Source organism: Mesorhizobium sp. C395A, assembly GCF_030323205.1.
Classification (GTDB): domain Bacteria; phylum Pseudomonadota; class Alphaproteobacteria; order Rhizobiales; family Rhizobiaceae; genus Mesorhizobium.
Genome location: NZ_CP100473.1, coordinates 5,270,512 through 5,291,724 on the forward strand (window position 1 = coordinate 5,270,512; position 21,213 = coordinate 5,291,724).

Consider the following 21,213-nt stretch of genomic DNA (forward strand, 5'->3'; position numbering starts at 1 on the left):
AGGGCAATCGCTTCCGCTTTCGCGCCGCACAATCTCTATAAAATTACTCGAATTAAGCTGGAGCGCAATCTACCTTTCACCGCTCAGGAGAGATTGTCGCAGCCGGTCGAGGCATCGCGACGGTCGCCTGAAGCAGTTCTGCAAGGAGACCGGCATGGCACGCGACCACATGATCCTCAGCGCGTTTTTCTTCAATCCGCAGGGCGATCATCGCATGTCGTGGCGCCATCCGCGCGCGCCGGGCCGCGAAGTGCTCGACTTCGACTTCTACCGCGATCTCGTCCAGTCTGCCGAGCGCGCCAGGATCGATACGATCTTCGTCGCCGACCATGTCGCGATCTGGGATTCCGTACAGAGCGGCGTAGCCCATTACGCCAATGCCCGCCTGGAACCGCTGACGCTGTTGTCGGCGCTTGCCGGCGTGACCAGGCATATCGGCCTCATCACCACCGCCTCGAGCTCCTACAGCGAGCCCTACAATGTCGCCCGCATGTTTGCCACGCTCGACCATATCAGCAAGGGCAGGGCGTCTTGGAATGTGGTGACGTCGGCCATGGACGAGGAGGCCCGCAATTTCGGCCGCGACGGCAATATCGAGCACGCCTTTCGCTATGAGCGCGCCACCGAATTCCTCGATATCGTCAAGGCACTGTGGGACAGCTGGGAAGACGAAGCCCTGCTTATCGACAAGGCATCGGGCTATTTCGCCGATCCCGACAAGGTCCATGCGATCAACCACAAGGGCCCGCACTTCAAGGTGCGCGGACCGCTCAATGTCTCGCGCCCGCCGCAGGGCCATCCGCTGATCGTCCAGGCCGGCTCGTCCGAAGACGGCAAGAATTTCGCTACCGCGCATGCCGATGCGCACTTTGCCATCTACAGCACCAAGGAAGACGGCATCAACTATAGGCAGGACATCAACGAGCGCCTCGCCCGTTACGGTCGCAAGCCCGAGAGCTTCAAGATCCTGCCGGGCATCCTGCCGATCGTCGCAGCTTCCGAAGCGGAGGGACGCGAGCGGCAGGAGTATCTGCAGAGCTTGCTTCCCGATAGGGTCGGCATCGACCTTCTCTCGAGCTGGAGCGGCGTCGATCTCTCCGTATATCCGCCGGACGGCCCGCTGCCGCCGCTGCCGGACGAGAGCACCTTCAATGGCGGCCGCACCTCGCTCAATCGCGTCAAGGAATGGTCGAAGCAGAACCTCACTCTGCGCGAGATCGCTCGCAAGCTCGCCAACAGCGGTTCGGTGCCGACCGTCGTCGGCACACCGAACCAGATCGCCGATCAGCTGCAGGACTGGTTCGAGGCAGGTGCCGCCGACGGCTTCAACCTGATGTTCCCGCTGCTCCCGGAGGATTGGGTGAATTTTGCCGAGCAGGTCGTGCCGGAACTGCAGCGCCGCGGCGTATTCCCCACCGAATATGCGCCGGGGACGCTGCGTGACCGTTTCGGCCTGGCTCGGCCGGCCAACCGCTTCGCCGAACAGCGCGACAATGTGCGCGCCGTATCCTGACTTGGGGCAATTGATATGACCGCAGCGCCAAAACTTCAGCCCCGCGAAGCCACGGCTCCGCAGCTCATCAATGTTCTGCACAGCCCCAAGCGCATTCGGGTCAAATTCGCCGGCCGCACCATCGCCGACAGCCGCAACGTCCTGGTGCTGCGCTCCAACCATTTTCTGCCGATCTATTTCTTCCCGGCCTCCTCGGTGGACCGCTCGCTCTTAAAGCCGTCCGAGCATAGCCAGCGCCATCCCGTCGGTGGCGAAACCACCTATTGGAACCTGGAGACGGGAGAAAAAGCTTCGCCCAACGCGGCCTGGTCGCTTGTCGCGCCGCCGGATGAAAATCTGTCGCCGCTGGCCGGGCGTATCGCCTTCACCTGGAAGGCGGTCGACCAATGGTTCGAGGAGGAAGAAGAGGTCTTCGTCCACGCCCGCGATCCATACGCACGCATCGATGTGCTGCAGAGTTCAAGTCACGTCCAAATCTGGTTCGACGGCGAACTGATCGCCGACAGCCATCGCCCGGTGCTGCTGTTCGAAACGCATCTACCGACGCGTTTCTACCTGCACCCGGACGATGTCAGGCTCGACCGGCTGGTCGCTTCGGACAGCACGACGCGCTGTCCCTACAAGGGCATCGCCTCCTACTGGTCGGGCCGGCGCGCCGACGGCTCGGTAAGCCCCGATGTCGCCTGGAGCTACCGCGATCCCATTGCCGAAATGCCCAAGATCAGGGGCCTCATCGCCTTTTACCCGCAAGCCGTCGACCGCATCCATCTCGACGGCGAACCAGTCGCTTAAGCCATTCAACAGTCATTTCAGACAGGGGTTTCAAAATGACCAAACGCAACGACATCGATACGCTTCGCAATCTGTCCGGCGACATCTGGAACGTCGCCGTCGATGAGCACCAGGCCGGCTTCCTCAAGCGCCGCGATCTGCTGAAATACGCAGCCTTGATCGGCCTCACCGGCTTTGCCGCCTCGCAGGGACTTGCTGGTTTCGGCACTGCGCGCGCTGCCGGCGCCGGCGGCACGGTCCGCGTTGGGCTCGGACAGCCGACCAAGGCGATCGATCCCGTCTCCATCACCGATCCGGCCAGCATCGGCGTCATCAGCCAGGTCGGCGAATATCTCATCCTCGACGATCCCAAGGACGGTCTGCAGCCCAAGCTCGCTCTGTCGTGGGAGGCCGACGAGACCGCCAGCCGCTGGACCTTCAAATTGCGGCCGGGCGTGAAATTCCACGACGGCCGCACCGTCACCGCCAAGGATGTGGTGGCGAGCTTCGAGCGGCTGGTCGATCCGGCCAGCGGTTCGTCCGCTTTGTCTGCCTATAAGGGCATCCTGTCCAAGGGCGGCGCCAAGGTCGTCGACGACCAGACAGTCGCCTTTGATCTCGACGGGCCCAACAGCAACTTCCCCTTCTATGTCTCGTCCGACGTCTACAATGCCGTCATCCTGCCGGCCGACTATGCCGGCGATTTCGAGAAGAATTTCAACGGCACCGGCCCGTTCAAGCTCGAATCCTTCCGCCCCAAGCAGGGCGCCAGCTTCGTGCGCAACCCTGACTATTGGGGCGACAAGGCGCTGCCCGACCGCGTCGAAATCAAGTTCTTCGACGACGAGCAGGCGCAGGTGCTGGCGCTGCAGGCCGGCCAGCTCGACGTCATCCCGAGCACGACCCGGCTGGAATTGGCGATCGAGGGCAATCCCAACTTCAAGCTGCTCAGCGTGCAGGCAAGCTCGCATGACGAGGTGCATCTGCGGACCGACCAGGCGCCGTTCACCGACAAGCGCATCCGCCGCGCCTTGGCGCTCACCATCGACCGCGAGGCGGTGGTCAAGGGCTTGCTCAAGGGCCGCGCCATCATCGGCAACGACACCCCGTTCGCGCCGATCTTCCCCTCGGCCGATCCGTCGGTACCGCAGCGCAAGCAGGACATCGCCGAGGCCAAGCGCCTGCTTGGCGAGGCCGGCGTGCCGAACGGCTTCCCGGTGACGCTGACCACCGAGCGCGCCTATGACATTCCCGATTATGCCGTGCTGATCCAGAATTTTGCCAAGAAGGCCGGCATCGACATCAAGCTCAACGTGCTGCCGCAGGACGCCTATTATGGCTCGGCGAAGTTCGGCTCGTCGCCATGGCTCGATTCCAATCTCGGCATTACCGATTTTGGCCATCGCGGCACGCCCGACATCTTCCTCAACGCGACGCTGAAGAGTTCGGGCGCCTGGAACGCCGCGCATTTCAACAACCCGGCCTATGACGGGCTGCTGCTCGAATACGGCAAGGCCCGCGACCTTCAGGCGCAACGCCTTGCCGCGGGCAAGATCCAGACCTTGCTGCTGGACGAGACGCCGCTGATCATCAGCTACTTCTCGCAATACAGCCGCATCGTCTCGTCGAAGGTCGAGGGCGTCCGCTTCACGGCAATCTCGCATCTGCTGCTCGACCGCGTGACGTTCGCCCAGGCATGATTGCGAGACGTCCAGCCACTCCGGGCACCGGAATCCGATGCTGACCGGCCGCACTGTGTCGGTGCGGGCAGCCTCGCTTCTGCTCACGCTGTGGTTGGTCAGCATGCTGGTGTTCTTCGCCGGGCAGGTTCTGCCCGGCGATGTCGGCCGCCTCATGCTCGGACCGTTCGCCGATGCCGAGGCCGTCGCGGCGCTGAACAGGCAGCTCGGCGCCGACCAGCCGGTGCTCGTGCAATACTGGCACTGGTTCAGCAGCGTGCTGTCAGGCGACTTCGGCACCTCCCTGTCGCTGCGTTTGCCGGTGGCGCCCTTCGTTCTGGAAAGCTTCAAGCGCTCGGCGGCCCTTGCCGGAATTATCCTCGTCTTTCTGCTGCCGCTGGGCATCGGCGCCGGCATCGTCGCCGGTCTCAACCAGGGCCGCTTTATCGACCGCCTGATCGTACTCGCCGGCGTGTCCTTCGGCATTGTCCCGGACTTCGTCTCCGGCCTGCTGTTGCTCATCGTCTTCGGCCTGTGGCTGAACTGGTTCCCGATCACCGGCGCTGCTCCCGATGGCGCCGGGCTCTGGGTCAGTGGCTATTACCTGATCCTGCCGGCGCTGCCGCTGGTGCTGAACCTTGCCGGCTACATCGCCCGCATGACGCGGGCCGGCGTGATCGAGGCGCTGGCCGCCGACTATACGCGCACCGCCGTCCTGAAGGGCCTCGAGCGTCGCGAGATACTCATCCGGCACGTGCTGCGTAATGCGCTGACGCCGACCATCGCCGTGCTCGCGACCCAGACCGGTTACATGCTGGGTGGTCTGGTGGTCATCGAAGCGCTGTTCGGCATACAGGGCCTCGGCAACCTTGTCCTCAACGCCGCGAAGGCGCGCGATTTCCCGATGCTCGAAGCCGGCGTGCTGGTCATGGCGACCATCTTCGTGCTGTCGGCCGCGGCAGGCGATCTCGTGAATGCCTTGCTCGATCCGCGGCAGCGCCGCCGTGTCTCGCCATGATGGAACTGATGGAATTGCCGGAGCGCCGTACGCTGCGCTGGCGGGCAGCAAGTCGCATCCGCGAGACTGTTTCGCAGCTGCCGCCCTCGGTCATCATCGGCTCGCTGATCCTGCTGTTCTGGGTCGGCTGTGCCGTGTTCGGCAGCCTGTTTGTGCCCTACGATCCCTATGCCGAGGATTTCCTCGTCATGCTGGCGCCGCCCGACGCGGCGCACTGGTTCGGCACCGACCAGCTCGGTCGTGACGTGCTGTCGCGCATCGTCGTCGGCTCGCGTGACATCCTGCTGGTCGCGCCGGCAGCAACCCTGCTCGGCGTAGCCGCCGGCAGTGTGCTTGGCCTCGTGCTCGGCTATTTCGACGGGCTGATCGACGCCATCGGCGCCAGGCTGCTCGACACGCTGATGGCTTTTCCCTTCATCGTGCTCGTCACCATGACGCTGGTCGCGCTCGGGCCGTCCAACCTCACCGTCATCCTGGTGATCGGCATCGCCTATGCGCCGCTGGTGGCGCGAACGGTGCGCGCCGCCGTGCGCGAACAGCGCGACCGCGACTATGTCAGCGCCGCCCGTCTCGGCGGCGAGAGCGCTCTTGCCATCATGTTCCTCGAGATCCTGCCCAATGTCAGGGAAACCATCCTCATCGAGCTGGTCACAAGGCTTGGCTACGCCTTCTTCTCGATCGCGACGCTGAGCTTCCTAGGCCTCGGCATCCAGCCGCCTTCCGCCGATTGGGGGCTGGCCGTTGCCGACGGCTACGGCTTCCTGACCGGCGGCAAATGGTGGGTGGTGATCTTCAACTCGGCGGCCATCGTCTCGCTGGTCATGGCCACTAATCTGATCGCGCAAGGCATGGGGGCCTTCGAAAACAGCGACCGGTGAAGATCGGCGCTCACCAAAGCTGACGCGCAATCGCGGACCGTGCGCTAAAATCGTTCCTCGTGATTCGGCTCTGACAGGGCCTTAAAGCAAGGAACGGCATGAGCAAGGCCCTCATTACATTCGCATTGGTCGCGGTGCTCACCGCATTGCTCATGGCGCTCAGCCTGGCGGTCGCCAGGCACGGCTATCCCTATGGCGCGATCGGGGTGAGGCGGCTGGACGGCATCGCCGATGCCGGGTCGTTCCTGCCGCTCGCCGCCGTCTATTTCTTCGGCGCCATGCTGATGATGATCCTGCCGATCCGCGCCGCCGGCATCGTCTTGACCCATGCTGCGGATGCGCTGTTCTGGGCGGTGATCGCCTTGTTCGCGACCATTGTCGGCTGTCTCGTCGCCCGCTGGGCCTTCGGACAGAGCAGCGTGCTGTGGGCACTGCTGAACTGGCGTTTCCTGTTTGCCGCGGCCATCGTTGGCAGCCATTTCACCATGAACGAGCTGCGCCGCAACATCCTGCTCAGGAGCCTGTTTTTCGTCATCTTCGCCGCGGCGACGCTGGCTTGCCTGTTCTGGACTTTTCCGACCTGACAGGGCCGCTTCATATTGTCCATCTTGAGGTCGCGGCTTTCATAGCCGCGCGCCATCGGCTATCCAGTCCGCAGCCAGATTTCAGCCCTCACAGTGTCGTCATTTGTCTGATAAATAATTCAGGCATACGGCACCCCCAGCGAACCAATACAAGGAAACCGCGACATGAGCCTGTTTCGTAAAAATCTGATCGATGGCGAGTGGGTGGGCGAGGCCGGCTCGCGCAACATCAATCCCTCGAACACGGGGGATGTCGTTGGCGAATATGCCTCGGCCGGCGCCGAACAGGCAAAGCAGGCCATAGCGGCGGCCAAAGCCGCCTTCCCGGCCTGGTCGCGTTCGGCGCCGCTGGTGCGCCACGCCGTGCTGAAAAAGGCGTCGGACGAGATCATGGCGCGCAAGGACGAGATCGGCCGCGCGCTGTCGCGCGAAGAGGGCAAGACGCTGGCCGAGGGCATTGGCGAGACCATCCGCGCCGCCCAGATCTTCGACTTCTTCGCCGGCGAGACGCTGCGCCTGTCGGGTGAATTGGTGCCCAGCGTGCGCCCGGGCGTCGGCGTCGAGATCACCCGCGAGCCCGTTGGCGTCGTCGGCATCATTACGCCGTGGAATTTCCCGATCGCCATTCCCACCTGGAAGATCGCGCCGGCGCTCGCCCACGGCAACACCATCGTCTTCAAGCCAGCCGAACTCGTTCCCGAAAGCGCCTGGACCATCGTCGACATCTTGCACCGCGCCGGCCTGCCGAAAGGCGTGCTCAATTTGGTCATGGGCAAGGGCTCGGTGGTCGGCCAGGCCATGCTCGACAGCCCCGACCTCAACGCCATCACCTTTACCGGCTCGGTCGGCACCGGCAAACGCGTGGCCGCGGCAAGCGTCGAGCACATGCGCAAGTTCCAGCTCGAAATGGGCGGCAAGAATCCGATGGTCGTGCTCGACGACGCCGACCTCGCCACGGCTGTCGAGTGCGCCATCAACGGCGCCTATTTCTCGACCGGCCAGCGCTGCACGGCATCGTCGCGCCTGGTGGTGACCGAAGGCATTCACGACCGCTTCGTTGCCGCGCTCAAGGAGCGCCTGGAAAAGCTCGTCATCGGCGATGCGCTCGATGCCAAGACCCAGATCGGGCCCGTCGTCGATGCGAGCCAGCTGAAGCAGGACGAGGACTATATCGCCGTCGGCAGCCAGGAAGGCGCCAACCTCGCCTTCGGCGGCGAGCGGCTGGACCGCGAAACACCCGGCTTCTATCTCAGGCCGGCGCTGTTCACCGAGAGCACCAACGCCATGCGCATTTCGCGGGAAGAAATCTTCGGGCCGGTCGCCAACGTCATTCGCGTCAAGGACTATGACGAGGCGCTTGCGGTTGCCAATGACACCCCCTTCGGCCTGACCTCCGGCATCTGCACCTCTAGCCTCAAGCATGCCACGCATTTCCGGCGCAATTCCGAGGCCGGCATGGTGATGGTCAATCTGCCGACCGCCGGCGTCGATTTCCACGTCCCGTTCGGTGGCCGCAAGGGATCGAGCTACGGCCCGCGCGAGCAGGGCCGCTATGCCGCGGAGTTCTACACTACGGTGAAGACAGCCTACACCTTTGCCGGCTAATCGACGGTGAACCGATGACAGCGGCGAAAGAGGAACTGACCTGGCTCAACCCGCCGCCGCACCATGCTTTCGGTAATGGCATCGTGCATGTGCGCACCGGCGGGGAAACCGACTTCTGGCGCGAAACCTTTTACGGCTTCTGGCGTGACAATGGCCATTTCCTCTATCGTCCGGTTGAGGGTGACTTCAGCGCCGAAGTCACCGTCAAGGGCGACTACAAGGTGCTCTACGACCAGGCCGGGCTGATGCTGCGGCTGAGTGAAACGCACTGGATCAAGGCCGGCATCGAATACACCGACGGGCTGGCTTACTTTTCGGTGGTGGTCACCAACGACACCTCGGACTGGTCGCTGCTCAGCATTCCCACCGGCCCCGACGGCGTGCGCATCCGGCTGACCCGCCATGCCGAGGCGATCCGCATCCAATATCTTGATACCACCGATGGCAAGTGGAAGCCGGTGCGGCTGGCTTATTTCCCGATCTCCAAATCCGTCGATGTCGGCATGATGTGCTGCTCGCCGCAGCGCGAAGGGTTTGAGGTAACATTCTCCGGCTTTACTGTCGGCCCGCCGATTTCCAGGCAATTGCACGACTGACGGCCATATCGATGGCGGACTAACCGTCTGCCCGATGCTGGAAGAACTGCAAAAACAGCTCCCGTTCGGTGGTTATGTCGAGCTTCTCGTAGATGCGGCGGCGGTGGTTCTTCACCGTGCCGACGGCGATGCCGAGCCGTTCCGCGATGTTGGCGGTCGGATGTCCCGCCAGGATCAACTGCACCAATTCCCGCTCGCGCAGCGACAGCTCCGGCCACAGGCTCGCCGGGATGGTCGGCTCCTGCCGGGGCGAGGCGCCGGGGCCGGTCGGCGCCGATGTGCGGGAGAACTCGGTGCCGCGCGCCTTGATGTCGAGCGCATGCAAGGCCTCGAACACCGGCAGCCGCTCGTCCAGCAGGGCGATCTCGCTCTCCTTGAAGGTGGAGGTCGAGCGGTCGAGGAAGATGCCGAGGCACCAGTCGCCGCCATCGGCCAGCATGATGCCGACCTCATCGCAGATTTCCGACTGCGCCAGGAAGCCGGCTATGTACTGGCCGCGCTTGGCCTCGTCATCGGCAAGCCGCTTCAGCGGCAGGATGCCCAGCCTCTGCTCACGCCGCCACGGCATAGAACGGGTCGAAGACGTAGTAATTGTCGAGATAGCGCCGGACCATCTCGTCGGAGAAGCGCCGGTGCTTGATGAATTCCGGCGTCTTCGTCGCCGAATATCGGGTCACGGTGACGAGATCGTGCTCGATGTCGGCGCCGATCAGGTCGATCAGGCAGTCGACATGCCTGTCCGTACCGGTGGCGGCAATCGCCCTGGCGAGCGGCCCCCAGATATTGCCCATGCGCATGCCCTTTTCTCAGCGATCCCGGTCCGGCGGTCATTGTGTCTTTTGGCACATGGCGCAAGGCCGCCCAAGGAATCTAGCTTGAGCATCCTAGAGCAATCCCGAGGCGACCGTGACACAACCCAACCTCACCAGTCCCATCGTCGGCAATCCAATCGTCATCGGCATCGACGCCGGCGGCACCATGACCGACACGATCCTTGTCGACCAGGACGGCCACTTCAAGATCGGCAAGTCGGCAACCACGCCCAAGAACGAGGCCGAAGGCTTCCTCGCATCGGCCGAAGACGCGGCCGACGCCTGGGGCATCTCGCTGGAGCAGCTGTTCTCCGGCGTCAACGTCGTGCTCTATTCCGGCACCGGCATGCTCAACACGCTGTTGTCGCGCACCGGGCGCCGGCTTGGCCTGATCACCACCAAGGGTCTGGAAGACATGATCCTGATGGGTCGGGGCCTGCAGGCCTGGGCCGACTATTCCTATGCCGACCGGCTGCATGCGGTGACCCACCATCATCCCGATCCGCTGGTGCCGCGCCGTCGCACCCATGGCGTCACCGAGCGCATCGACCAGTTCGGCGACATCGTGCTGCCGCTCTACGAGCATGAGGTCGCGACTGCAGCCAGGAAGCTGATCGCCGACAAGGTCGAGGCGATCTGCATCATGACCATCTTCTCGCACGTCAATCCGGTGCACGAAAAGCGCATCGCCGAGATATGCCGCGAGGAGGTGCTGAAAGCCGGCGCCGACATCCTCATCTACACCAGCCACGAGGTCCGCCCGGTCATCCGCGAACAGTCGCGGCTGAACTCGGTGCTGATCGAAGCCTACGCGACGTCGCGCGGCCGCAAGCAGCTTAGGGGTATCGAGGACGTTTCGAAAAAATACGGCTTCAAATACGGCGTGCAGACGCTGCTGTCCTTTGGCGGCCTGACCTCAATCAACCATCCGCGCCTGCACGAAACCATGATTTCCGGCCCGATCGGCGGTATTCTCGGCGCGGCCTATGTCGGCAAGCTCATCGGCAACGACTCCCTGATCTGCTCGGACATGGGCGGCACCTCCTTCGACATGGGCGTCATTTCGCGCGGCCAGACGCGGATCGAGAACGAGCCGCTGATGGACCGTTTCAAGCTCAACGTGCCGACGCTGCATCTCGACACGATCGGCGCCGGCGCCGGCATGATCCTCAAGGTCGACCCGCTGACCAAGAAAGTCTCGCTCGGGCCGGAAAGCGCCGGTTCCGACCCCGGCCCCATCTGCTTCGCCAAGGGCGGCACTGAACCCACCATCGCCGATTGCGACGCCATACTAGGCCGCCTCAACCCGTATTATTTCCTCGGCGGCAAGGTCGTCTTGCAGGTCGAGAAGGCGCGCAAAGCGTTTGAGGAAAAATGCTCCAGCATCCTTGGCGTCGGTGTCGAGGAGGCTGCCGAAGGCATGATCGACATGCTGGAAGCCGATGCCAACAACGCGCTGCGCCGGGTCATCTCCGGCCAGGGCATCCATCCCTCGGAATTCACGCTGCTGTCCTATGGCGGCTCGGGTCCGCTGCATCTGGCCGGCTGCTCCAGGGGCATCGGCTTCAAGGACATCATCACCTTCCAGTTTGCCGCCGCCTTCTCGGCCTTCGGCTGCACCACCGCCGATTTCATGCGTCGGCATTCGGTCTCGACGCAGCACGACATCGGCGCCCGCGCAAGCGATGACGAGCTGCTCGCTTTCGGCAAGAAGGTCACCGACGTCTGGAATGATCTCACCAAGGCGGCGGTCGACGAGATGATCAGCGACGGCCATATCAGAGACAAGATCAAGACCGTGCCGTTCCTGATGATGCGCTACACCGGCCAGCTCGAGGATGTCGAGGTCATGGCACCGCTTGCCGAGGTCAATTCGGCTGACGACATGCGTAGGGTCATCGACGAATTCGAGGCGGTCTACGCCAAGGTCAACCATCGCGTTTCGCGCTATGGCGAAGCCGGCTTCACCATCACCGAGCTCGGATTGATCGCCACCGCCGACAAGGTCAAGCCGGTGCTCTTGAAGCGCCCGCTCGGCAGATCGGCCCCGGCAGCAGCGCACAAGGGCGTGCGCGAGGCCTATATCGGGGGACGCTGGCACAAGGCCAATCTCTACGAAATGGACCTACTGCAGCCCGGCCATGAGGTGATCGGTCCGGCCATCATCGAACATCCCGCCACCACGCTCGTTGTTCATCCGCAGGACCGTGTCCATGTCGATGAGTGGACGCTGCTGCATTACACCCATTCTTGAAAGGGGACCGCCATGTTGGACAAACCTGCCTCGGCCCTGCGCCTGCGCGAACGGCTGCTCGAATCAGAACGGCTGATGGAAGAGACCGGCTGCTATGACGGCATCACCGAGCTCACGCTACGCAACCAGGACCCGCTGAAATTCGAGACGCTGCACACCAAGCTGCGCGCCTATTGCGTCTCGGCCCGCGAAATGGCCCGCCGCATCTCGGCCTCGCCCGGCGTGCGCGAAGTCGGCGAAATGGTGGTGGCGATCTATACGCCCGAGGGCGATGCGATCGCGCTGTCCAACGGCATCATGGTCCACGTCCACACGATGAGCCGCTTCATCAAGTGGATGATCAAGAACGATTACGAGGAAAACCCGAAGATCCGCGAAGGCGACATCTTTGCCAACAACGATGCCTTCATCGGCACCGTGCAGGTGCCCGACGTCATGGACGTGGTGCCGATCTTCCATGAAGGCACGCTGGTCGGCTGGGCCGGTGCGGTCTGCCACGAGCTCGAAGCCGGCGGCATCACGCCCGGCGGCGACGTCTGCCTGGCGCAGGAGCGCTTCACCGAAGGCCTGTTCGTCTGCGCCGAAAAGATCGGCGAGAATGACGAGATCCGCCGCGACTACGTCATCCGCTGCGAGCGCAATCTGCGCATGCCGATCTACTGGGTGCTCGACGAGAAGGCCAAGGTCGCCTCCTGCATCGACATGCGCGAAAGCGTCAAGCAGCTGATCTCCGAGATCGGCCTCGACTACTGGATGAAGGTGTCGAAGGAGTTCATCGAGGAGGGCCGTCGCGCCCAGCTCGCCCGCACCCGCCAGCTCACCGTGCCCGGCATCTATCGCGGCCACACCTTCTACGGCCATGTCACGGCGGGCAAGCCCGGCTTCCAGCTGCTTGGCGATCCCGACTGGCTCTACAACATCCCGATCGAGATGGAGATCACCACCGACGGCAAGATCACCATGGACTTCGAGGGCACGCAGCCCTGGGGGTACCATTCGATGAACTGCACGCCGGCCGGCATGGATGGCGGTATGTTCGTCACCTTGACCCAGCACATGAATTTCGAGGGCCTGGTCAATGACGGCGCCTGGATGGCGACCGAGCTGAAGCTGCCGCACGGCACCTGGACCAACCCCGACAATGAGATGGTGGCGACCGCCACATCCTGGGCGCTGCTGCTGCCGGCCTATGGCGTGTTCCAGCGCCTTTTGTCGCGCGGCTTCGTCGCGCGCGGCTTCGTCGAGGAAGCCTTCGTTGGCCAGGTCAACAGCCCGATGATCGAGATGGGCGGCGAAAGCCAGTACGGTACGCCGTTCGGCATGGCGCATTTCGAATGCGCCGCCGCCGGCTCCGGCGCGCTCGCCATCGCCGATGGCCTCGACACCGCCTATGTCGGCTGGAATCCGGAATCCGACATGGGCAACATTGAGGTCTGGGAACAGTCGATGCCGATGGTCTATATCGGCCGCTCGATCATGCCCAATTCGGGCGGCGCCGGCAAATATCGCGGCGGCTGTTCCTTCGTCTCGACCTGGCTGATCAACAAGACCTCGCACCTGCGACTGCACACTTCGGAACACTCCTCGCGGGTATTCGACAATGGCGGCATGTGCGGCGGTTATCCCGCGCCCACCTGCCAGAAGCATCGCGCGGTGCGCAACTCCAACATCCACGAACTGGCGGCAAAAGGCGAACCGCTCGCGCATGCCCCAGGTATCGATCCGCATGTCTCCGACTACGAGAAGAACATCGGCGGCGACCATGCCGTGGTCGAAGGCCCCTACATCACCTCGCCGCACAAGTCGGGGGACATCTTCAGCCATTCCTACAATGGTGGCGGCGGTTATGGCGACGTGCTGGAGCGCGATCCGGTCAAGACCGCCTGGGATGTCGAGAACGGTTTTCTCACCCGCCAGGCGGCCATCCAGATTTTCGGCATCGTGCTGAAGGACGACGCCGAGGGTTATCCGGTTGCCGATATCGATGCCACGGTCGAACGCCGCGCCGCAATGCGCAAGGAGCGTCTGGCCAAGGCGATCCCGGTTTCGGACTGGATCGCTGCCGAACGCGGCCGTGTCGAGAAGGCCGACTTCGCGCCCGAGGTGAAGAAAATGTACGCCAGCGCGATCAAGCTGTCGTCGCGCTTCACCAGGGATTTCAGTGATTTCTGGACCGTCGACGCCAAATCAATCTTCATGGCGGGAGCAAAGCCATGACCTCATACAGCAAGGAAGTCCTCGGCGATCTCTCAGCCGGCAAGCTGCCCTGGCCGCAGACAAAGCGCATCATGAGCGCCTACAAGGACGACGACCGCCTCTTCAAGATGCTCGCCGTCTATCAGGACCGTGTCACCTGGAAGGACCCGATCCTGCTGCCGGTCTCGGATCATTTGTTCATCTGCCAGAGCGGCGACGAGCGCATCACCCGCTGCCAATGCGGCCATTCCTTCGGCGACTACCGCAAGAACTGGAAGCTCAAGGCCGCGATCAACGTGCGCAACACCGAGGCAGCGCTGCGCGAGATCTATCCCAATAGCGATATCCCCGATCCGCAATGGATGGAAATCCGCGAATTCATCTGCCCGCAATGCGGCACCATGCACGAGGTGGAAGCGGCGGCTCCGGGCTACCCCATCGTCCATGATTTCGAGCCAGATCTCGAAGGCTTCTACCGCGAGTGGCTGGGCAAACCGCTTTAGCGAAACTCGATGTTACGGCCGCGTTGCCGGCAAGGTAGCGCTCCTAGCCGGCGACGGACTATGAATAAACGCATCAGACGTCGCATCGGAGACTGCCCACCATGACAGACCTTTCCGGCCGCAGCGCCATCGTCACCGGCGGGTTTTCCGGCATGGGTTTCGCCATTGCTACGGCCCTGGCGCAAGCCGGCGCCAATGTCGCCGTCGGCTCCTACATCGCGCCCGCCGGCGCCGACAGATCCGACGCCGCCTATTATCCCGGCGCCGACGAAATCGAGCGCGTGCGGTTGGCCCTGTCGGCACACGGCACCAGGGTTTATGCCGCCCATCTCGATGTCCGCGACAGCGATGTGACCGACCGGTTTGCGGCTGACGCACAAGCCGCCATCGGCCCGGCCGACATACTGGTCAATGCCGCGGGCACCACCGCCGAACAGCCGGTCTGCGGCCATTCCGACGCACTGTGGGACAAGATCGTCGACACCAATCTCAGCGGAGCGTTCCGCGTCACCCGAGCTGTGCTGCCCGGCATGATCGCGCGCGACTGGGGCCGTATCGTCAACATCGGCTCGACAGCGGCTTCCGTCGGCTGGAAGGACAACCCGGCCTACTGCGCCTCGAAGGCCGGGCTGCTCGGCCTTACCCGCTGCGTGGCGCTGGAAGGCGCCGCGCACGGTGTCACCTGCGTCATGATCAGCCCCACCTGGGTCGAGACCGAACTGATGCGCCGCAACGTGGCGCAGGTCGTCGAGCGTGAGGGCAAGGGCAGAACCGCCGAGGAAGCGGTGGCCGAGATCGCCAAGGGCAATCCCCAGCAGCGCCTGCTGCAGCCGCAGGAGATTGCGGCACTAGCCGTGTTCCTGTGCTCGGATGTGGCCAAGGGCATCACCATGGAAAACATTCAGGTCACCGGCGGAGCGCTGTGGTAGCGGTCACCGTTTGAATTTTCGAACGAGCGAGCCGTATTAACGCCATTTGTCGGTTGCATGGTCGTTTTGGCCCTGCCCGCGGCAACTTTACCCCTCGCGGCAAATTTACCATTGAGTGACAGGCGATAGAGGTTATATTGTGCACTGCACAATGGATGCCCGCTGATCGGGTCCGGCAAGGGCAGGTTCCGGCGATCGCGCATGCAAGGGCGGACCTGACGCAGAAAAGCCGACCATGGGCGCTTCAGCCCAGCCGAAAGGCGGTAGCATGAGAAATCCGGTACGGATATGAAGATCCCGAAATCCATTCTGATCGATCCGGACAACAACAAGGCCTATGCCGCCTTCGCCGTTGCGGTGTCGGTGTTTGCCTTCGCCTACTCCACCAATTTCGGCCAGATCCTGATCCTCGCCTACTATCTGGTATGGCTGCCGCTGCTGTTCGTCGATTATCGGCGTTTCGCCCGCGATCTCTCCAGCGCCTGGCTGCCGCTGCTGTTTGCGGCCTATGTCTGCCTGTCGCTGTTCTGGTCGCAAGCGGCCGGCACCAGCGCGCGGGCGGGGCTGCAATATTTCTCCCACATGCTGTGCGCCTACATCGCGGCGCGCACCATCAGCACGCGCACGCTGGTGCTGGGCTCGCTGATCGGCATCTTCATCGTGCTGCTGTATTCCCTGAAGGTTGGCGCCTATGCGCTCGACACTATCGACGGCACCACCAATTTCGTCGGCGCCTTCGGCTCCAAGAACCAGATCGGCTTCTTCGCCTCGCTCGGCATCTTCTTCTGCTTCGCTTTTCTGGCCTTCTACCGGCGCAACTGGATGAGCTTCGTCTGGACCGCGCCGATCATCCTGCTGTCGGTCTATATGCTGGCGATCGCCCACTCGGCGACGTCAGTCGCTTCGCTTCCGGCGGTGATCGGTGTCGTTGCTTTGCTTGCCATGAGCAAGGTTCTGTCACGCCGCTACCGCCGCGTGCTGTTCGTCGTCGGCGCTACGGCGCTGGTCGGCGGTGTGATGGCTGCGCTGAACCTTGGCCTGCTCGATGTCGTGCTCGGCATCTTCGGCAAGGATTCGACGCTGACCGGCCGCACCTATCTCTGGGAACAGGGCTGGGCCGCCGCGCAGCAGCGTCCGGTGCTCGGTTATGGCTATGCCGCCTACTGGATCCAGGGTTTTGCCGATCCGGAACGGCTCTGGGCCGAGTTCTACATCTCCACCCGCACCGGCTTCCATTTCCACAACACCTATATCGAGACGCTGGTCGAGCTCGGCTTCATCGGCGTGACGATGCTGGCGCTGATCATCCTGCGCTCCTTCTGGGGCCATGTTTCGAAGGTGGTGTTCGGTGACTGGAGCGCCGATTCAGTGGTGCTCGCCGGCGCGGTCGGCATGATGCTGATCCGCTCCTTCTTCGAGGTCGAGATCCTCGGCCCCTATTTCATGGCCTCGTTCATCGTCTATTACGGCCTGTTCAAGCTGCGCCCGGTGCCGCTCGCCAGGGCAAGGCGGGCCTATGTTCCGGTGCCGGACGAGAACACCGCCAACGGCCGCATGCCGGCGCGCGTCTGACTTGCTTATCTCAGGCGGCGGCGCGCTTGCGCAGCATCAGCCGCTGCAGGAAGCGGCGCAACGGCTCGTCATAGACGCGCGTGGCGATGTCGGCGATGACGATGACCGAAACCGCCATGACGATGCCGAACCAGGGATGATGCGCGAACGGGTCGATCGCTGCGGCCTTGCCCGCCCCGGCGATGATCATCAGCAGCGGCGTGTGGATGATGTAGATCGGGTAGGAAATCCGCCCCAGCCAGCCATAGAGGCCTGACAGGCGCGGCGCCGTCGTCGCAATAGTGCCGACCACCACCAGCGCCGGGAAGACCAGGACGACGCAGGCGAGATCGTAGGCGACGCGCGCGCCGCCGGCCGGCGCGATGGCAAAGACGATGAGCGTCAGCGCGATCGCACCCTCGACCCACCAGCCGCGCCGCAGGAAGCCGAGGGCGCTTTGATAGCGTGTCATGGACCGGCAAAGCAGCACGCCCAGGAAGAACGAGAAACAGACGCGCGGCAGGCCGCTGATGATGGTCGAGCCGGTCATGCCGAAGTCGAGCGTGCCGGCAATGATAGAGGCGACCACCAGCAGCACCAGGCTGACGGCGATGAGCACGCTCAGCACGCGTTTCGTCAGCAGGAAGAAGACGGCGACATAGGCGATGTTGACGATCAGCTCGAAGAACAGCGACCACGACGCGGGGTTGAGCGGAAAGATCGTGTGATAGGCATCGCTGACCAGCGGGATGAAGAACATGCCGGTCGTCAGCATGGTGCCGATCTCGGAGATCGGCATGTATTCCGCCGGAATCAGCCGGTTCTTGACGACGAGATAGAAGAAACCGAGCAGCGTGCCGGCGAGGTAGAGCGGGTAGAGGCGTATCAGGCGGATCGCCACGAACGTGCCGAAGCCCATGCCGTTTTCGATCTTGCGGTCATAGGCATGCGCGATGACGAAGCCGCTGAGCAGGAAGAACAGGTCAACCGCCAGATAGCTCGACGGCAGCACCTTGCCGGCGGCCAGGAACGGCGAGAAGTGGTAGAGCATGACGCTGATCGCCGCGACGCCGCGGATGGCATCGAGATTGAGGTAGACGTGGCGCGGTGCGGCGGGCTGCATGGAATGCCTTCAAGCGGTCGAAAAACGGAAGTTCCCGCCCGCACCCTGGCGCGAACGAGCCGAACTGGTTCCTCCCGCCTCCATCGCGCGGGCCTCGCCGAGCGAGCCCGAGCGCTAGAGCAATTCCGGGAAAAGTGGGAAACGGTTTTCCGTCCGGAATTGCTCCAAACAAACAGGTTACTGGCTGGCCGTCGGCGCCAGCTTCACCTTGATGACGTCGCCCGGCAGCACCGGCGTATCTTCCTTGGCGTCGATCTCGCTGGTCTTGCCGTCGGTCACGCGCACCAGCGAATAGATGAGCGCCGGCTCTTCATTGTTGTTTGTGATGGCGGCGGTCGTGGCCGGGTCCGATGCCTGGGCCATCAGGCCCTGTTGCATGTTGACCCTGAGTGCGGCTTCGTTGAGGTCTGCTTCGACCTGCTGCCGGTCGGCGGCAAGTCTCGAGTTCAACGTGTTCTGGGCATCGATGGCATCCTGCGTCGCCTTGCTGACCGACTGCTTGGCGGTGAGGATCGCCGTCTCATAGTCCAGGATCTTGCCCTGCAGATCGGTGACCGACTGTTGCGAGGAAAGCAGGCGTGCGTTGGCGACCAGGCCCTTTTGCGCCAGCGGACCGATACTGTCCGCCTGCTGCTGCGCCAGGTCGACCTGTTTTTGCTGGTTGACGATCTTTTTCTGCAGCGCCTCGATTTCGGACTGCAGGACCCCTTTCAGATCGTCAAGCGCCTGCAGCTTCAGCTTCAACGCTTTCTGGTCGGAGATCAGGATCTGCATTTCGTCGGAGACGATTGTCGCCAGGCGCGGGTCGCCCTCGACTTCCTTAGGCGCCTCGAAACTCTCCTTGCCGGCGAGATCGGCATCGATGCGGGCACGCTTGACGATCAACCGCACGCGCTGGTCGTCATAAATGTCGAAATTGCCCTTGGCGGTGATCAGGTCCTTGCCGAGCTGGATGCCGAAATCGGCGTTGCGCCGGATGCCGCCGGCGATGCTGATCGCCTTGAGCACGGTCAGCTCCGGCACATAGGGAAACTGGCCAGGCGTCTGGATCTCGCCCGAGATGTAGAACGGCCGGAACTGCACCATTTCCACCGAGGCTTCCGGCTTGTCCGACAAGGCAAGCTTGCGCTGCAGGGCGACGCTGATCGCGGCCGCAACCTCCGACGTGGTCTTGCCGGCGGCCGGCAGTTCGCCGACGAACGGCACCGACAAATTGCCGGCTGGACCGACCGAATATTCGCCGTTTACCGCCGACCAGTCACGGAACGTGCCTTCCACCGTCTGCCACTCGGCGACGCGGATGTTGAGCTTGTCTTGCGAGCCGAGCCGGTACTCGTCGGCCATGGCCGGAACCGCGAGCGACAGAGCGAGGCACGTGGCGACGAGCCGTGCCGGCCGCATCGGGCCGGCAAGGCGAAAATACGCTGATATGTCTGTTTTCAACTGAACGTTTCCGATCCGTTTTGGCCCCATCCGCCCGATAGACCTGCTGCCGAGTGCCTCCTTCGGAACCTGGCAGAATTATGGCTGCAATGCGAGACCGGCCCATCGCCGAATAGCTTTGGACCGGATTGGCTTCGGGCCGTACCGGCCCGATTGCTGACCAGTTGCGGTCGGTCAGTAGGAACCGCGCGACATCCACACCGCAGGCACGGTCTTGAGGATGATGCGAACGTCTTCGAACAGCGACCAGTTCTCGACATAGTGACGGTCGAACGCGACGCGGCTGTCATAGGAGACATCGTTGCGTCCGCTGACCTGCCAGAGCCCGGTCAGGCCCGGCCGCGACTTCAAATAATAGACCGCGGCGCTGCCGTAGATCTCAAGCTCGTCACGCACCACCGGGCGAGGCCCGACAAGGCTCATATCGCCCTGCAGGATGTTGATGATCTGCGGCAGCTCGTCGAGGCTGAGCTTGCGCAGAACGGCGCCGACGCGGGTGACGCGCGGATCGTTCTTCAGCTTGCGGGTCGCGATCCATTCGGCGTTGGCTTCCGGATTGGCCGCGAGATAGGCGGCCAGCACACGTTCGCCGTCTTCGACCATGGTGCGGAACTTGAGGCAGGGGAAAATCCGCCCACCGCGTCCGATGCGCTTGTGGCCGTAGAAGATCGAGCCGCCGTCGGAAAGCTTGACCAGAAGGGCCACCATCAGGAACAGCGGGCTAAGCGCCACCAGGCCGACAAGTGAACCGAAAATATCGAAACTGCGCTTCAGCAGCCCGCCGATGGGTGGCGGAAAATCTACGCCGACATGCGAAAATGCCGCATTGGCCGACTTGGCAACGTCCCTCATGCAAAAGCTCCATACGTTGAACGGATGGTTTATGCCACGATACCAAAAAAATGCTGCAGCGCAACACACAATTTCCCATATGGCTGAAATAGTCACGTCAGGAATTGACTAAATAATAAACGCTCCTTGCCCAAATTTTGCCCTTTATGGCGGGTTTGTGACGAATAATTAGCAACCCTAGGAAATGTAATGCCTTTTTTCGGCGGGTTTTGGGCAAATCGTCCTTTGCCGCAGAGGGAACGGCTTTAACTGATTTTCGAATCACTGGCTTTGCTAAATTAATCAAGTAAAATACTAATCAACATTGTAGATTCTACTGCAGTATAAAGCGCATGACGAGTTAGGTCACCACCCCTGCGTGTGCATCGCAGCATGGCGGAGTCCAAGCCGCCGCCAAGCCGAAAATTATTGCAGGTTGCCCTTGCCGTCAGTTTCGCGCCTTAATAGAGTCGCAAATTATTCCTGATAGAGTCTGGATGGGTTGGGAAGGCCGGAAGCAACCGGCCGAAAAAGAGCAGCTAAATAAGCTCGCATGGCGAATGGGGAGATACTCGGGTGGGTAAGTCATCGCTTTTGCATGCTCGGGCCGGTTGACGGGCCGCCGAACATGTCATTACCAAAATTCGTCATTGGAATGGTTTTCGCCCTCGCGATCGTGGTCGCGTGGTCCTATGTCGACGGCGCGACGGTCACCACAACGGTGCTTCGCGTCATCGGCTGCGCTGTCCTCATCCAAGTCGGTTATTTCCTGTTGGTGTATGTTATGATCGCCAGGAGCGCGCCGACATCGGCCGACAGGGCTCGCGACGCCGAAAGAAGCCTCGGCGCCGACAAGGCGGTTGAAGGCGAGAAGCTCTCGGCGAGGCGCAGCGTGCATTGAGCAGTCTGAAGCCGCAAGGTCGGCCT

Annotated in this window: 17 protein-coding genes and 1 pseudogene; 14 read left to right on the plus strand and 4 right to left on the minus strand. The window is 62.7% G+C overall.

Going from position 1 to position 21,213, the window contains the following annotated elements:
- Nucleotides 1-154 precede the first annotated feature (154 nt).
- The 8 genes from NLY37_RS25710 (at nt 155) to NLY37_RS25745 (ending at nt 8,644) form a co-directional block, all read left to right on the plus strand.
- A complete protein-coding gene (locus tag NLY37_RS25710) occupies nt 155-1,513 on the plus strand; it encodes an LLM class flavin-dependent oxidoreductase (protein WP_023738074.1) in 1,359 nt (452 codons plus the stop codon).
- Nucleotides 1,514-1,528: 15 nt separating this feature from the next.
- Nucleotides 1,529-2,305: a DUF427 domain-containing protein gene (locus NLY37_RS25715; protein WP_023738075.1), complete on the plus strand. Its 777-nt coding sequence runs from the start codon at nt 1,529-1,531 to the stop codon at nt 2,303-2,305.
- Nucleotides 2,306-2,340: 35 nt separating this feature from the next.
- The gene (locus NLY37_RS25720; protein WP_023703589.1) at nt 2,341-3,984 is read left to right on the plus strand and encodes an ABC transporter substrate-binding protein; all 1,644 of its coding nucleotides are present in this window, start codon (nt 2,341-2,343) and stop codon (nt 3,982-3,984) included.
- A gap of 37 nt (nt 3,985-4,021) precedes the next feature.
- A complete protein-coding gene (locus tag NLY37_RS25725; RefSeq protein WP_031195253.1) occupies nt 4,022-4,981 on the plus strand; it encodes an ABC transporter permease in 960 nt (319 codons plus the stop codon).
- Entirely contained in the window at nt 4,978-5,859 is an 882-nt protein-coding gene (locus tag NLY37_RS25730; protein WP_023742540.1) for an ABC transporter permease, read from the plus strand. Before NLY37_RS25725 ends, NLY37_RS25730 begins: the two co-directional genes overlap by 4 nt.
- Nucleotides 5,860-5,957: 98 nt before the next feature.
- Entirely contained in the window at nt 5,958-6,443 is a 486-nt protein-coding gene (locus tag NLY37_RS25735) for a hypothetical protein (RefSeq protein ID WP_023694218.1), read from the plus strand.
- A gap of 165 nt (nt 6,444-6,608) precedes the next feature.
- Entirely contained in the window at nt 6,609-8,048 is a 1,440-nt protein-coding gene (locus tag NLY37_RS25740; RefSeq protein ID WP_023742539.1) for an aldehyde dehydrogenase family protein, read from the plus strand.
- A 14-nt stretch (nt 8,049-8,062) separates the two neighbouring features.
- Nucleotides 8,063-8,644 carry a DUF1349 domain-containing protein gene (locus NLY37_RS25745; RefSeq protein ID WP_023732560.1) on the plus strand — a complete coding sequence of 194 codons (582 nt, stop codon included), beginning with the start codon at nt 8,063-8,065 and terminating at the stop codon, nt 8,642-8,644.
- 19 nt (nt 8,645-8,663) lie between these two features.
- Here the strand turns inward: NLY37_RS25745 and NLY37_RS25750 are convergent.
- Nucleotides 8,664-9,441: pseudogene (locus NLY37_RS25750) on the minus strand (helix-turn-helix transcriptional regulator).
- A 109-nt stretch (nt 9,442-9,550) separates the two neighbouring features.
- On the opposite strand from NLY37_RS25750, the gene NLY37_RS25755 reads away from it, so the two are divergent.
- The 5 genes from NLY37_RS25755 (at nt 9,551) to NLY37_RS25775 (ending at nt 16,910) form a co-directional block, all read left to right on the plus strand.
- Complete coding sequence (locus tag NLY37_RS25755; protein WP_023742538.1) at nt 9,551-11,710, plus strand: hydantoinase/oxoprolinase family protein; 2,160 nt, start codon at nt 9,551-9,553, stop codon at nt 11,708-11,710.
- Between the two features lie 12 nt (nt 11,711-11,722).
- Nucleotides 11,723-13,927 (plus strand): hydantoinase B/oxoprolinase family protein, encoded by a 2,205-nt coding sequence (locus tag NLY37_RS25760; protein ID WP_023742537.1) that lies wholly within the window; start codon nt 11,723-11,725, stop codon nt 13,925-13,927.
- Nucleotides 13,924-14,409 carry an acetone carboxylase subunit gamma gene (locus tag NLY37_RS25765; protein ID WP_023742536.1) on the plus strand — a complete coding sequence of 162 codons (486 nt, stop codon included), beginning with the start codon at nt 13,924-13,926 and terminating at the stop codon, nt 14,407-14,409. Before NLY37_RS25760 ends, NLY37_RS25765 begins: the two co-directional genes overlap by 4 nt.
- 101 nt (nt 14,410-14,510) lie before the next feature.
- Entirely contained in the window at nt 14,511-15,338 is an 828-nt protein-coding gene (locus tag NLY37_RS25770) for an SDR family NAD(P)-dependent oxidoreductase (RefSeq protein WP_023742535.1), read from the plus strand.
- A gap of 288 nt (nt 15,339-15,626) precedes the next feature.
- Entirely contained in the window at nt 15,627-16,910 is a 1,284-nt protein-coding gene (locus tag NLY37_RS25775; protein ID WP_023689977.1) for an O-antigen ligase family protein, read from the plus strand.
- Between the two features lie 10 nt (nt 16,911-16,920).
- Here NLY37_RS25775 and NLY37_RS25780 read toward each other — a convergent pair whose 3' ends face one another.
- The 3 genes from NLY37_RS25780 to NLY37_RS25790 all read right to left on the minus strand — a co-directional run bounded on the left by NLY37_RS25780 (nt 16,921) and on the right by NLY37_RS25790 (nt 20,307).
- Nucleotides 16,921-18,012, minus strand: coding sequence for an acyltransferase family protein (locus NLY37_RS25780; RefSeq protein WP_023742534.1), 1,092 nt, complete (start codon nt 18,010-18,012; stop codon nt 16,921-16,923).
- A gap of 177 nt (nt 18,013-18,189) precedes the next feature.
- Nucleotides 18,190-19,413 (minus strand): polysaccharide biosynthesis/export family protein, encoded by a 1,224-nt coding sequence (locus NLY37_RS25785; protein ID WP_033003147.1) that lies wholly within the window; start codon nt 19,411-19,413, stop codon nt 18,190-18,192.
- Nucleotides 19,414-19,629: 216 nt separating this feature from the next.
- The gene (locus NLY37_RS25790) at nt 19,630-20,307 is read right to left on the minus strand and encodes a sugar transferase (RefSeq protein ID WP_023668816.1); all 678 of its coding nucleotides are present in this window, start codon (nt 20,305-20,307) and stop codon (nt 19,630-19,632) included.
- Nucleotides 20,308-20,914: 607 nt separating this feature from the next.
- On the opposite strand from NLY37_RS25790, the gene NLY37_RS25795 reads away from it, so the two are divergent.
- A complete protein-coding gene (locus tag NLY37_RS25795; protein ID WP_023711266.1) occupies nt 20,915-21,187 on the plus strand; it encodes an exopolysaccharide production repressor protein in 273 nt (90 codons plus the stop codon).
- The last annotated feature ends 26 nt before the right edge of the window (nt 21,188-21,213 follow it).